This is a genomic window from Sutcliffiella tianshenii (assembly GCF_016908565.1).
GTDB classification, from domain to species: domain Bacteria; phylum Bacillota; class Bacilli; order Bacillales; family Bacillaceae_I; genus Sutcliffiella_A; species Sutcliffiella_A tianshenii.
Genome location: NZ_JAFBED010000002.1, coordinates 355,586 through 368,161, shown reverse-complemented (window position 1 = coordinate 368,161; position 12,576 = coordinate 355,586). Strand labels below are relative to the sequence as shown.

General features: G+C 43.0%; 14 protein-coding genes. 11 read left to right on the top strand and 3 right to left on the bottom strand.

Going from position 1 to position 12,576, the window contains the following annotated elements; translation table 11 throughout:
* Nucleotides 1-26 precede the first annotated feature (26 nt).
* Nucleotides 27-884: a YihY/virulence factor BrkB family protein gene (locus tag JOC95_RS05350; RefSeq protein WP_204414193.1), complete on the top strand. Its 858-nt coding sequence runs from the start codon at nucleotides 27-29 to the stop codon at nucleotides 882-884.
* Between the two features lie 50 nt (nucleotides 885-934).
* Here the strand turns inward: JOC95_RS05350 and JOC95_RS05345 are convergent, their stop codons facing one another.
* Both JOC95_RS05345 and JOC95_RS05340 read right to left on the bottom strand, forming a co-directional pair.
* Complete coding sequence (locus JOC95_RS05345) at nucleotides 935-1,249, bottom strand: hypothetical protein (protein WP_204414191.1); 315 nt, start codon at nucleotides 1,247-1,249, stop codon at nucleotides 935-937.
* A 180-nt stretch (nucleotides 1,250-1,429) separates the two neighbouring features.
* Nucleotides 1,430-1,600, bottom strand: coding sequence for a hypothetical protein (locus JOC95_RS05340; RefSeq protein WP_204414189.1), 171 nt, complete (start codon nucleotides 1,598-1,600; stop codon nucleotides 1,430-1,432).
* A gap of 246 nt (nucleotides 1,601-1,846) precedes the next feature.
* Here JOC95_RS05340 and JOC95_RS05335 point away from each other — a divergent pair, with 246 nt between their 5' ends.
* The 4 genes from JOC95_RS05335 to JOC95_RS05320 all read left to right on the top strand — a co-directional run bounded on the left by JOC95_RS05335 (nucleotide 1,847) and on the right by JOC95_RS05320 (nucleotide 5,771).
* A complete protein-coding gene (locus tag JOC95_RS05335) occupies nucleotides 1,847-2,212 on the top strand; it encodes a hypothetical protein (RefSeq protein WP_204414187.1) in 366 nt (121 codons plus the stop codon).
* Nucleotides 2,213-2,279: 67 nt separating this feature from the next.
* Nucleotides 2,280-2,582 (top strand): hypothetical protein, encoded by a 303-nt coding sequence (locus JOC95_RS05330; RefSeq protein WP_204414185.1) that lies wholly within the window; start codon nucleotides 2,280-2,282, stop codon nucleotides 2,580-2,582.
* Nucleotides 2,583-2,683: 101 nt separating this feature from the next.
* Nucleotides 2,684-4,942, top strand: a complete 2,259-nt coding sequence (locus tag JOC95_RS05325; RefSeq protein ID WP_204414183.1) for an AAA domain-containing protein — start codon at nucleotides 2,684-2,686, stop codon at nucleotides 4,940-4,942.
* 121 nt (nucleotides 4,943-5,063) lie between these two features.
* A complete protein-coding gene (locus JOC95_RS05320; RefSeq protein ID WP_204414181.1) occupies nucleotides 5,064-5,771 on the top strand; it encodes a DsbA family oxidoreductase in 708 nt (235 codons plus the stop codon).
* A gap of 146 nt (nucleotides 5,772-5,917) precedes the next feature.
* Here the strand turns inward: JOC95_RS05320 and JOC95_RS05315 are convergent, their stop codons facing one another.
* A complete protein-coding gene (locus tag JOC95_RS05315; protein WP_204414179.1) occupies nucleotides 5,918-6,997 on the bottom strand; it encodes a citrate synthase/methylcitrate synthase in 1,080 nt (359 codons plus the stop codon).
* Between the two features lie 115 nt (nucleotides 6,998-7,112).
* Between JOC95_RS05315 and JOC95_RS05310 the strand changes: the two genes are divergently transcribed.
* The 6 genes from JOC95_RS05310 (at nucleotide 7,113) to JOC95_RS05285 (ending at nucleotide 12,486) form a co-directional block, all read left to right on the top strand.
* The gene (locus JOC95_RS05310; RefSeq protein WP_204414177.1) at nucleotides 7,113-7,991 is read left to right on the top strand and encodes a LysR family transcriptional regulator; all 879 of its coding nucleotides are present in this window, start codon (nucleotides 7,113-7,115) and stop codon (nucleotides 7,989-7,991) included.
* Nucleotides 7,992-8,026: 35 nt separating this feature from the next.
* Entirely contained in the window at nucleotides 8,027-8,800 is a 774-nt protein-coding gene (locus JOC95_RS05305; protein ID WP_204414175.1) for an NUDIX domain-containing protein, read from the top strand.
* A gap of 249 nt (nucleotides 8,801-9,049) precedes the next feature.
* Nucleotides 9,050-9,880, top strand: a complete 831-nt coding sequence (locus JOC95_RS05300; RefSeq protein WP_204414173.1) for an electron transfer flavoprotein subunit beta/FixA family protein — start codon at nucleotides 9,050-9,052, stop codon at nucleotides 9,878-9,880.
* Nucleotides 9,877-10,902 carry an FAD-binding protein gene (locus tag JOC95_RS05295; RefSeq protein ID WP_204414171.1) on the top strand — a complete coding sequence of 342 codons (1,026 nt, stop codon included), beginning with the start codon at nucleotides 9,877-9,879 and terminating at the stop codon, nucleotides 10,900-10,902. The genes JOC95_RS05300 and JOC95_RS05295 overlap by 4 nt, the downstream gene beginning before the upstream one ends.
* Nucleotides 10,895-12,190: an FAD-dependent oxidoreductase gene (locus tag JOC95_RS05290; protein WP_204414169.1), complete on the top strand. Its 1,296-nt coding sequence runs from the start codon at nucleotides 10,895-10,897 to the stop codon at nucleotides 12,188-12,190. The genes JOC95_RS05295 and JOC95_RS05290 overlap by 8 nt, the downstream gene beginning before the upstream one ends.
* Nucleotides 12,190-12,486, top strand: a complete 297-nt coding sequence (locus tag JOC95_RS05285) for a ferredoxin family protein (RefSeq protein WP_204414168.1) — start codon at nucleotides 12,190-12,192, stop codon at nucleotides 12,484-12,486. The genes JOC95_RS05290 and JOC95_RS05285 overlap by 1 nt, the downstream gene beginning before the upstream one ends.
* Nucleotides 12,487-12,576 lie beyond the last annotated feature (90 nt).

The following is a 12,576-nucleotide window of genomic DNA, read 5'->3' as shown; positions in this document are numbered from 1 at the left end:
AAACATATAGAAGGAAGTGGGAGAGAATGGGAAGGGCTATCAGATTCGGTAAGCGGCTAGGTAAGGAAATGAAGGATGATCGTGCAACAGGGCTAGCAGCAGAACAGGCATACTATTATATGCTGGCAATTTTCCCCTTGTTGATTTTAACACTTTCCATCCTTCCTTATTTATCCATAGATCCGGTGAAAGCGATCGAATTTTTAAATACAATCATGCCTCAGCAAACTGTGGAACTAATTGAGGACAGCATATATGAATTTATCAATAAGCCTAATGGCGGATTGCTCACATTCGGTGTATTGGGCACCATCTGGTCTGCCTCCAATGGCATGAATGCATTTATTAAGGCTATGAATGAGGCATTCAATGCAGAGGAAACTCGATCGTTCATTATTGTCAGACTGCTTTCCATCGGCCTTACAATTGGCTTGATTTTCGCTTTTTTGATTGCATTTTTCCTGCCGATATTTGGCGGCGTGATAATAAGCAACCTGGAGAAGTTCATATATATTCCTGGAGGGACTTCATTACTCCTGAATGTTCTTCGTTTCATCATTGCATTTGTAGTCATTTTTGCCATCATTACTATTCTTTACCGAGTTGCTCCGAATGTGGATAAAACGTTTAAGGAAGTCATACCGGGCTCACTTGTAGCGACCATCATATGGCAGGTGATTTCGCTAGGGTTTTCATTCTACGTCAGCAATTTCGGAAATTATTCATCTACGTATGGAAGTTTAGGTGGAGTGATTGTGCTTATGCTATGGCTATTTTTGACAGGCCTGGCTCTTGTCATCGGTGGAGAAATAAATGCCATCTATCATAAGGATAATATCAGGACGAATAAATTGTATCATGATGAAGAATTCACAGCCTTATAAAAAATGCGGAAGCACAATAGCTTCCGCGTTTTTTATGTTTCAGTTTACTTCTACCTGGGATGATAATTCGTCTTTTGTTTGGAACTTGTTTTAAATAATGTTTCAGGGAGCCGTTTTAATTCATTGATCGTATTGGTGAAAACTGATTTTTTCCAATCCAGGTCATTCTTGATTTCCATCCTCTTGACTTTAAAATTTTCATTTTGGACATTGATTGCTTCCTTTTCTTCCTGCATTCTCGACTGAATACTTTGAATGGAGTCTAAAGTGGGTTTTGTCTCTTTTCGAAATGAAACTGCCGAGAAGACGAATAGCACTACGGAAATCAGTAAAATAACACCACTGATGTACACCAAATAAAACATGATATCCCTCCATTTTTCTTAATTATTATTTATCTACCCAAATAAAAAAACCAGCTAACCTTAGCCGGTTTTCATGGTGTGCTTAAGAAAAATGGAGGTGACAAAATGATTTTTATAGAGGGCTGCAATCTGAAGGGGACCGCTATGATCTTAGTCATCTGTTTACACCTGATGGGATTATTAGAGTTGTTTGATTTCTTCCTCAAAATAGAAAGTTTTTGGATACTCTTTTAGTGTGTAGGAATATCTCTTCAGATTAGGAACATAGTTGAACTTGCTGATGGTTACTTGCTCGCCTGTACTTTTTAGAACAACCTTTTCATTGTCTTGAAATTTATTTTTTAGTTTCAATATTTGTTCCTTCTTCCATTGTGAAGTTTTAATCATTCATTCATTATCTCATATTATCTTCATTATGCCCATGAAAACCGCAAATATATTTTCGACAGGCTATAACTACCAAGATAAAAAATATAATCGTGGTAGTAATTGGCATTAAGGGGTATACTAATGGGAGAAGGAAACTTCCTTTGGTATCCTGGTGTACAGACTCACCGTCTAAAGGTGTGAATCCGACATAAGAAAGGATGACCAAATATGTCAGTAACACTTTATCAAGCAAGAGCTGGAGACGGCATGAAAAAACGCGGGCTAAAAAGGGCGGATACATTTTTCCGGACGCCTGCTGAAGCAGTATCAGAAGCATTGGCGTTAAAGGAAAGAATGGATAGTACCTATAAAAATGAAATCGACTGGGATTATAAGGCTATGCTGAAAGGGTCGACAAGCAAATTGAAAATCTTGAAAGGCTATCTAGGCGGGGATAAAGCTTCAAACCCGTTTTATCTGGAGATAAGCGCTACTGAAAATGTGAAAGCAGAACCAGTTGCACCAATCAAGCCGAAAAATGTATCCAAAGAGGATAAAAAGGTCGAAAAAACCGTAGTGAAGTTTTATAAATAGAATGAAAAGTGTCCGAACTCTTTTTCATAAGAGATCTGGCACTTTTTTGTATAACAAGGAGGTCCTGATGGAAGATAAAGTGATGGACAGCTTACAAACGACATTGGAAGATTGGAAAATGATGCAGCAGACAGATGGTGACGAGGGTGCGGACTGGGCTGAGAAATTCGAACAGGACTTCTATCTTTTCATCGATGAGTTTGAAAAATGGTTTACTGCTCTTTCTAACAGACCCATACTGCAGGAAGAAGCGGAATCCCTGGACCTTGTTATCAAGATCCAGGATATGCTCCCGGGACCACTTCAATTAAACTTTCTAAATGAATTAGAGCGGATGGTGGACGGTGAAACAGATCAAAGGTTCGATTAGGAGTTAGTATCAAAATCAAGAATATGCTATAGTATAGCAACAATAAAAAGAAACCCTGTCTAATTTGGACGGGGTTTCTTCAGGTACGAAGGAAGAATGAAATGAAAAAAAGTTTACTGGGCTATATAAAGGAATGGCAGAAAGCCATAAAAATCGAAATCATGCATCTAAAGCAGTATGGAAGCACCAAGTATCTTGTTCGCAATGGGAATCTTTTTTCACGAGAAAAAGGCTTTACCTATTTCTTTGAAGCAACTCAGTCGATCCGGATACCAGCAGGAAGCAAGATCAAACTGGAATGGGGCACCCTGAAGAAAGAAGGGAAAGTTCTTACTTCTGAAGGAAAGAGTGTCATCCTGAGTTTTGAAGAGTCCTTGGGCAACAGCCTGACAGATGCTTATATCCATTATGATCCATGGGAGCTGTTAGATAACCTTTTTGAGAGGATTGAAGACCTTAAGGATAATAAAAAGCGACGTTTGAGGGTTAAAAGGCTTTTAAATCCAAGCGAGAAAGTAAATCACCCGATGGACATTATAAAAAGCAATGTGCACGAACTCATACTCAGGTCAAAGTATAACCCTGTCACATTTGTATGGGGACCGCCTGGCACCGGCAAAACTTATACTCTTGCCAGGGTCGCTGCCAATAAATATTTTAAAAAGAAAAAAGTGTTGATCCTTTCCCACAGTAATCAGGCAGTGGATGTTCTGATCAAGGAGATCGCTTCCTTTATTTCGAAAAAGGAACGGTTTGTGGAAGGAGATGTGTTACGTTATGGGACACAAAGCCTTGCCATGCTTTCACAGCCATTTGCACTTTCTACCAGCCAGCTTATAGAAAGTGACCATCCAGAGCTTGCAAAGCAAAAAAATAAGTTGATGGAAGAACGGGGGCTTCTGAACAGGGACTTGTACAAGTCTTTCAGTAAGAAAGATTCCGCACAGCTGTTGGAAATTGAAAACAAGCTCGGGAGGATCATGGAGAAGATACGCCAGAAAGAAATGGATTTCCTGGAGGATGCTTTTATTATAGGTACCACTTTAGCCAAGGCTGCAGGAGATAAAACGATCTATGAAAAGGATTATGATGTGGTAATCGTCGACGAAGCAAGCATGGCATACGTGCCTCAAGCCGCATTTGCTGCTTCATTAGGCAGGCATGTCATCATCTGTGGTGATTTCAAACAGCTCCCACCGATTGCTTCCGCAAGGCATGAACTGGTGGATAAATGGCTACGTGAAGACATATTTCATCTTGCAGGTGTGGCAGACACAGTGGGTAACGGGATGCTACATCCTCAATTGCTGCTATTGAAAGAGCAGAGAAGAATGCATCCGGACATATCCTCTTTCACGAATATGCATATCTATCACTCCCTGGTTGGAGACCATCCTGAAATCAAGAAACAGAGGGAGGCTTTGGCCAAGAGCTTGCCATTTGCCGGGCAAGCTTCAGTCCTTTTGCATACAAGCTTTACAGGGGAGTATGGGATTATTGATAGGGTGTCAAGGTCAAGGGTGAACCTATGGCATCTGCTACTTTCTTTTCAAAATATCCATGAAGGAAATCTTGCGGGTATACGCTCTATAGGATATATTTCTCCATACCGCGCACAGGCAAATCTTATGGAATCCTTTCTGGAGGAAGTTTATCTGGAAGAAATGGCAAACGCAGAGATACTTTCTGCAACTGTCCACAGATTTCAAGGAAGTGAAAAGGATCTGGTTATTTTCGATTCAGTGGACAGTTATCCTGTAAATCGACCTGGAATGCTATTGATGGGAAAAGAGAGCGAACGTTTATTAAATGTGGCTATTACAAGGACAAGAGGGAAATTCGTCCATATATGTGATACCCATTTCATGAAAAGCAGAATCGGCTCACAAAAAACGATACGAAAACTGATTCTACACCAGGAGTCCCGCCAATATCAGGTTTTTCCGAAAGATATCGGGATATGGGTAAAAAATCAGCATGCAAAAGTTCAGTGGATGCATGCGTTAAAGCTGGAAAAGGTACTCTATGATATGGCCCAATCCAAAAAGTCCGTCATTATCGGCGTACCTAGCATTTCCACCCTTTCCTCGCAATGGCTGGAAGTAATAAAGAAATTTAATGCTCGTTCAACATTAGTGATTGTCACAGGTCAAAATCTCGATCAGCCTCTTTTTACGGTAAAGAGAGTGGTGGAAGAGCTGACTTTTCCATTTGTGATGATCGATGAAGAGATCCTTTGGCTTGGCACACCTTATGAAACCGGAAGGAATTCAAGGCCTCCTTATGTTTCAGTGAGAGCGGAGTCATCCGTCCTTTGCAGATATTTATTAAATCAATTTAATCTGACAGATGTAACATGATGTTGCTAAATATTTATAAAGCTTCCAGATCGCTTTTCCTTTCTAAGCAAAATAGGAGAGGATAATGTTGCAGTATGTTAAGATGTATCAAACAACATTCAGAAAGAGGTGCGATAAAACAATGAAGATAGAAGTTTGGTCCGACTTTGTTTGTCCATTTTGCTATATAGGGAAAAGAAGACTTGAGGAAGCGTTAGAGAAGTTTCCACATCAAGATAAAGTGGAAGTACAATATAAAAGCTTTGAATTGGATCCTAATGCAAAGCGTGATACGGATCTCTCCATTCATGAAATTCTTGCTAAAAAATACGGCATGCCTGTTTCGGAAGCAAAGAAAATGAGCGAGGGAGTTGCCGCTCAAGCAGCAACTGTCGGGCTTGAATTTAATTTTGATTCAAACATCCCTACCAATACCTTTGATGCGCACCGCTTGGCAAAGCTCGCAGAAAAAAAAGGCAAAGACCAAGAATTAACGGAAAGCCTGTTAAAAGCGCATTTCACAGATTCGAAGCATATAGGAAGTCCGGAGTACTTGAAGGAGCTTGCCATTGAAGTCGGGCTTGATTCTGCAGAAGTGGAAGAGGTCTTGAACAGCAACCACTATGAGCAAAACGTCCGTGCGGATGAAGCTGAAGCCCGTGAGATAGGGGTTCAAGGTGTTCCATTCTTTGTATTGAACCGTAAGTATGCCATTTCGGGTGCTCAGTCTGTAGAAACATTCGTACAGGCTCTTGAAAAGGTCTGGGAAGAAGAGAATGAAAAACCTGTGCTACAGTCACTTGACTCGAAGGATAAAACTTCGTACTGTTCAGATGAGGGCTGTGAATAAGGAAAGTAAAAGTTGCCGAGAGGATGATTCCCCTCGGCTATTTTTATGAATTCCATCATGTATCACATAATATAGTTATGTAAAGTGAATTCCATAAAAACAGCTGCATTTGTAAAAATCCATACAGCTGCTCCAGTTACTTATGATCATTTACCAATATACCTTGATAAAGGACGGAAAATTGTGTTGTTTTCTGCCTGTTCCAGAACATGGGCCGTCCAACCCACCATCCTGCTTGCTGTAAATGTAGGTGTGAAGAGGGATGGGTCAAGTTCAATTGCCTTCATGATCGCTGCCGCATAAAATTCCACATTTGTATACAATGCTCTTCCGGGTTTATGCTCCTCGAGGGCTGCAATCGCAGCCACTTCCACCGATAGGGCAAGGTCGAGCCATTCATCTTTACCTTCCTGCTCCATCAGTTTCTCCTTTAACGCAAGAGCACGTGGGTCATGTGTTTTATAGACACGATGGCCAAACCCCATCAGTTTTTCTCCAGCCAATATTTTTTGACTAAGGAATGACCTGACATTCTGCTCTTGCTTCACCTCATCCAAAAGCGCAATTACTTCAGATGGTGCTCCGCCATGAAGCGGACCCTTCATTGTGCCGATTGCTGCACATATTGCTGAAACCAAATCCGATTCCGTTGATGCGGTGACCCTTGCAGAAAATGTGGAGGCATTCATCCCATGCTCCATGGTAAGGATCATATATGTTTCAAGTGCTCTTACATGTTCTGCTTTTGGCAATGAACCATGTAACATATATAAGTAATTCTCTACATGGCTGAGGTTGTTATCAGGATCGATTAACGGCCGTCCCTCGAGGGTGTTTTTCCTACTTGCAATAATGGTAGGGATTTTTGCAGTCAGTGACACTGCCTGATCGAGGGTAGGTTTCCATCCGTAAGTGGAATCCCCTTCGGCAGAAAGTACGGTACGAAGCACGCTCATCATGTCCATATTATCAGGGAGTGCATCCAGTACATTCATCATGACCGGCGTCAATTGTCTGCTTTGATGAAATAGTCTGTGAAACTGGAGAAGTTCTTCCGGTTCAGGGATCTTTCCATACCACAAAAGATAGGCAACTTCTTCAAACGTCCGTTCCTTTGTCAATTCCCTGATTTCATAACCTCTGTACACCAGCCTTCCATTCAATCCATCCACTTCACCGATTTTCGTTTCAGCTGCAATGACACCTTTCAAACCTGGCTTCATCATTCAATTCTCTCCTTTCCTTTCTATTCAATATTTTATAAAATAAAAGTAATTATGAATATTGAATATAATTAATCGAATTAATTATATTCTTTAATCGATAGGAGGATGATCTCAAATGGATTTCAACTGGCTCCGGACCTTTGTTTCCGCTGCAGAAACTGCAAACTTCCGGAGGACTGCCGAGCTATTATTCCTATCACAGCCAACGGTCACTGTCCATATCAAGCTGCTAGAAAAGGAAATAGGAGCGCAATTGTTCGTTCGTGAAGGCAGAAATATCGTGCTTACTGAAGAGGGCAGACGGTACTTGAGTTATGCAAAAAGGATGCTGGCGGTTTATGACGAGGGAGTTGCTGACCTGCATTCCTATCAACAAGGTTTCAGTTCCACCCTTACGATTGCCATTTCACCTTTGATTGCCGACACCATACTGCCGTACGTGCTTAAAAGATTTATCAACAAATACCCACAAGTAGAGATATCCATCAGGATCATTGAATCGATTGATATAGAAGCTTCCATAATGGCCGAGGAAGTGGATATAGGATTATCCTGTTTGCCTGCTCGCGACCCTAAAGTGAAGAACCATTCCCTGTACCGTGATTCACTGGTTTTTGTGGCTCCGCATGATGGCTTTGATTCGGAGCGTGCCCACCCGTTGGATGCAGAGGAAATCCTTGAAACAAATACCCTCCTGACCCATAATCATCCCGGTTATTGGGAGGAGCTATGCCAGATTATCAAAGTGAAATATCCAAGGGTCAAAATGATGAAGGTCTCGCAGGTGCATATTACAAAGCGATTCATTGTCGAGGGTCTAGGGGTGTCATTCTTGCCGGGGTCCACTGTAAGAAGAGAACTTTTGGAAGGGCGCCTTCTGGAAATAGACTGCCCCTCCATCCCTTTACCAGAGGCTCATACTTACGCCCTTATGAAATATGAACATTCAGTGCAAAAGGAGTTTCTGAAGTTTCTGTCGAACTATAGGATATAGGCTTATTTGGAAAAAGATAGCAAGGAGGGGGAAATATGATTTATAGGAGAAAAACTTACAAAATAATTCCCGAAAAATTGGAGGAATTCACAGCTTTTTTTCATGAATATCTCTATCCGAATCAAATCACCAATGGAGCAAAGCTAGTCGGCCGCTGGGTGACCGAGGATAAAAGTGAAGTCGTCGCCATCTGGGAATATCTCAATCAGGAACATTATGAAAGTATTGAAAAAGCTATCCGAAGCAGTGAACTCCATAGAAGGGCCCAGGCTAGGAGAAAAGAGCTTGGGGAAGTTTTTGTGACAAGCAGCCAGGATTTCATGCATGCAACCGGTACATATCATCCACCAAGGCATATTGTAGCCGTAAGTGCATTGATCACAAACGATAAAGGGGAAATCCTGCTCGTGAAAAATCATCACCGCGCAGACACTTATGAAATCCCAGGAGGGCAGCTGGAAAATGGTGAAACATTGGCGGAAGGTGCAATAAGGGAAGTGTTGGAGGAAACCGGTGTATCGGTTTCCTTGACCGGAATAACCGGAATCTATCAGAACATGACAAAAGGGATTGTAAGTGTAGTGTTCAGAGGGGAATATATTTCAGGAGAGCCACTGCCTGATGGGGTGGAAACGAAGGAAGTTTTTTTCCACAAGCTTGATAAGAATAATGCAGGAGCATGGATAACAAGACCACATTTCCTCACCAGGGTACTCGATGCATTGGAACCGACCTATCTTCCTGCAGAAGCATTCAATCTGCATCCATATGAACTGATCAGCAGGTTTGAAGCGGAGAAGGAAAAGTAGGTTGATAGCTAGATTGTTAATTGCCATTTAATATAAAAGTATTCAAAAGCAACAGGAGTCCTTTCACAAAAGGGCTCTTTTTTACATTCACCCCATAAATATACTCCTGAGTATCCCCACCACCCAGTCAATTTCAAAAAAAGGAATGTTCCTTTCCCCTTGTCCATATATATGAATAATAATGGGACAGTTATCTACTTATACATCATGAAAAATAGTGAAATAGATGAAGGCTAGGAGGGGAAGGGATTGCTTCATATTGTCGCATGTATCAAACAGGTGCCGGATACGAAGGTCATTAAGATGAACCCGAAAACGAATACGATGGACCGCGCAAGTGCACCCGCCATTTTGAATCCATATGACGCACATGCAGTCGAGGAGGCCGTGCGCCTCAAAAATAAATATGGTGGAACCGTTTCGGTAGTGACGATGGGCCCGCCGCCAGCGGTGAAAGCCATCAGGAAATGCATCGAAATCGGTGCAGATGAAGGGTATATGATATCAGACCGGGCATTTGCCGGGGCTGATACACTGGCAACAAGTTATGCATTAACGAAGGCAATTGACAAAATAAGTGAGATCAAACCGATTGATCTGATCATATGTGGAAAGATGACCATCGATGGGGATACCGGGCAAGTCGGACCGGGCATAGCGAGGAGATTGGATATTCCACCATTGACGTCTGTCAAAAAAGTAGTGGAGATCAATAAAGAAGAAGGCTTCATGGTGGTCCATCGCAAGCTCGAGGACGGTTATGAGGTAGTACGAACAGATTTGCCTTGTCTATTATCTGTCGAAAAAGAAATCAATGAGGTGCCATATTCCACATTCCCCAATATGTTGAGGGCCGCGAGATATAATCCTCACATCTGGTCTGTCAATGATCTAGCCGATATCGACAGGACACAGCTTGGCCTGAAAGGCTCTCCGACCATCGTGGCAAAGGTTTGGGCGCCGCCAAAGCCAGAAGGGGGCAAGCTGTTGGAAGGAGAAGCCAATGAACAGGTCAAGCAGATCCTTTCCATTGTACTGGAAAAGAAAGAACTGTTTGCAGAAAAGAGGGGATTAGAGTGAGCTTTGAAGATTACCGAGGTGTCTGGGTTTTTATTGAAGAAAAAGAAGGGAAAATAGCTCCCGTTTCCCTTGAACTTCTTGGTGCAGGGAGGAAACTTGCGGACAAAAGGAAAGTGGAACTTGGGGGTGTACTGATAGGAGACGGTGTGAAGAACCTGGCATCTACGGTATTCGAGTATGGTGCAGATACCGTCTATATATACGATCAGCCGATCTTCAAGCTCTATCGCACGGAATCATTTATGAAAGCACTCCTTCACTGCAGCGAAAAGCATAAACCGGAAATCATCCTGTATGGTGCCACTTCGACTGGAAAGGATTTGGCCAGTGCTGTTGCTACAGATCTCCCTACCGGTTTGACAGCAGATACAACCGAGCTTGATGTTGAAGAGGATACAGGGCTTCTCTTGGCAAGCCGACCAGCCTTTGGCGGGAATATCATGGCGACCATCCTATGCAAAAAATACAGACCGCAGATGGCGACGGTGCGACCAAAGGTGATGAAGGCCCTCTCCCCTGAAGCTGGCAAAACCGGAACAGTGGTAGAGGAGTACATCGATCTTAGAGAAGAGAATATGAGAACAAAAGTCTTGGAGATTGTAAGGGAAACTACTAAAAAAGTGCGGATCGATGAAGCGGACATCGTTGTTGCGGGTGGCAAAGGACTTGGCAGTGCAGAAGGTTTCAAGCTGATTCATCAACTGGCAGATACGCTAGGTGGAGTCGTCGGTGCCAGCAGGGATGTGGTGGAAGCTGGCTGGATCGAGCATCATCATCAAGTTGGACAGACCGGAGTGACAGTGACTCCAAAAATATATTTTGCCATAGGCATTTCAGGTGCCATCCAGCATATTGTCGGAATGAAAAATGCCGGGCTCATCATTGCGATCAATAAAGATCCTGATGCAGCCATATTCCAATCGTGCCATTACGGGATCGTAGGTGATGCCTTTGAGATTATCCCTTTGATGGTTCAGGAATTCAAAAAGGAGCTAGTCGGGGAGGAGGCAAATCATGTCTGAGAAATTTGACGCCATCGTAGTAGGAGCAGGACCAGCGGGTATTTCCTGTGCCTTTGAATTGGCAAAGGGCGGGGCAAACGTCCTTTTGCTTGAACGCGGGGAATATCCCGGCTCAAAGAATGTGATGGGTGGAGTGCTGTACCGCAAGATGATGGAGGATATCATACCGGATTTTCATAAGGAGGCCCCGCTTGAGCGGCCGATTGTCGAGCAGCGCTTCATGATGATGGATAAGGAGTCTGCAGTGACATTCGGGTATAAAGGCCTTGAATGGGCACAGGAGCCCTATAATAACTTTACAGTGCTTAGGGCAAAGTTCGATCAATGGTTTGCGGGTAAAGCGGTGGAGCAGGGCGCATTGCTTGTCAATGAAACAGTGGTGCTTGAATGCATTGTAGAGGACGGCAAGGTGATAGGAGTAAGGACCGATCGTCCCAACGGGGAAGTCTACGCTGATGTCGTCGTACTTGCGGACGGTGTCAACTCCCTATTAGGAAAATCCCTAGGCTTCCATAAAGAATACCGTCCGGATGAAGTGGCGCTTGCTACCATGGAAATCATCAAGCTGGACAGCAAAACCATCGAGGAGCGCTTTAACCTCGAAAAGAACCAGGGTTGTACGATCGAGCTATTTGGAGACGCAACAAAAGGTATTCTTGGAACCGGTTTCCTTTATACAAATAAAGATACTTTAAGTATTGGTGTCGGGACACTTCTTTCTGGTCTGATCGAGCATAAAATAAGACCATATGAGCTATTGGAATATGTCAAAAACCATCCGATGGTAAGACCGTATCTTGCTGGGGGGGAGCCTGTTGAATATCTGGCACATCTCATTCCGGAGGGCGGTCTCAAATCGATGGGCAGGATTGTCGGCAATGGGGTTGTCGTGGTCGGAGACGCTGCACAGCTTGTCAATGCCATTCACCGGGAAGGTTCCAATCTTGCGATGACTTCCGGAAGACTTGCTGCCGAAACGATTCTTTCAGCAAAAGAACAGGGTGATTTCTCTGAAACAACCCTGGATCAGTACCGGATCAACCTGATGAAAAGCTTCGTCGGGCAGGATATGAAGAAATATAAAGATTCAACACATCACTTCAATAAATTCCCTCAATATTTCGATCAGTATATCCCGATGGTCAATCGTGCAGCAAGCCAGATGTTTACGGTCGATGGAAAATCCAAATGGGAAAAACAAAAAAAGATCTGGAAGGACCTAGGCTCACCGAAAGAAAAACTCAAACTGGCTCGAGATGCCTATCGAGCGTGGAAGGTGATGAAGTAATGACGGAACAAAAGAAATGTCAGACTATCGAAGAGAAACAGTACCTTGTTCGTTTCAATGCAGACACCAAATCACATCTCCATGTCATGGATGAGGACATTTGCCTGACAAAATGTCCTGACAAATTATGTACCATATTTTGCCCAGCTGAAATCTACAAATGGGAACAGATCAGGATGCATGTCGGATATGAAGGGTGTCATGAATGCGGAAGCTGCCGGATCGGCTGTCCGCATCAGAATATAAAGTGGGAATACCCAAAGGGCGGTCATGGGATTGTTTTCAGACTTGCCTAGAAAAAGATGAGTCTATCAAATTGATAGGCTTCTTTTAATTGCAGGAACTCCATGCATACTTACATAAAAAAAGCCAAACACCTTAGCTAA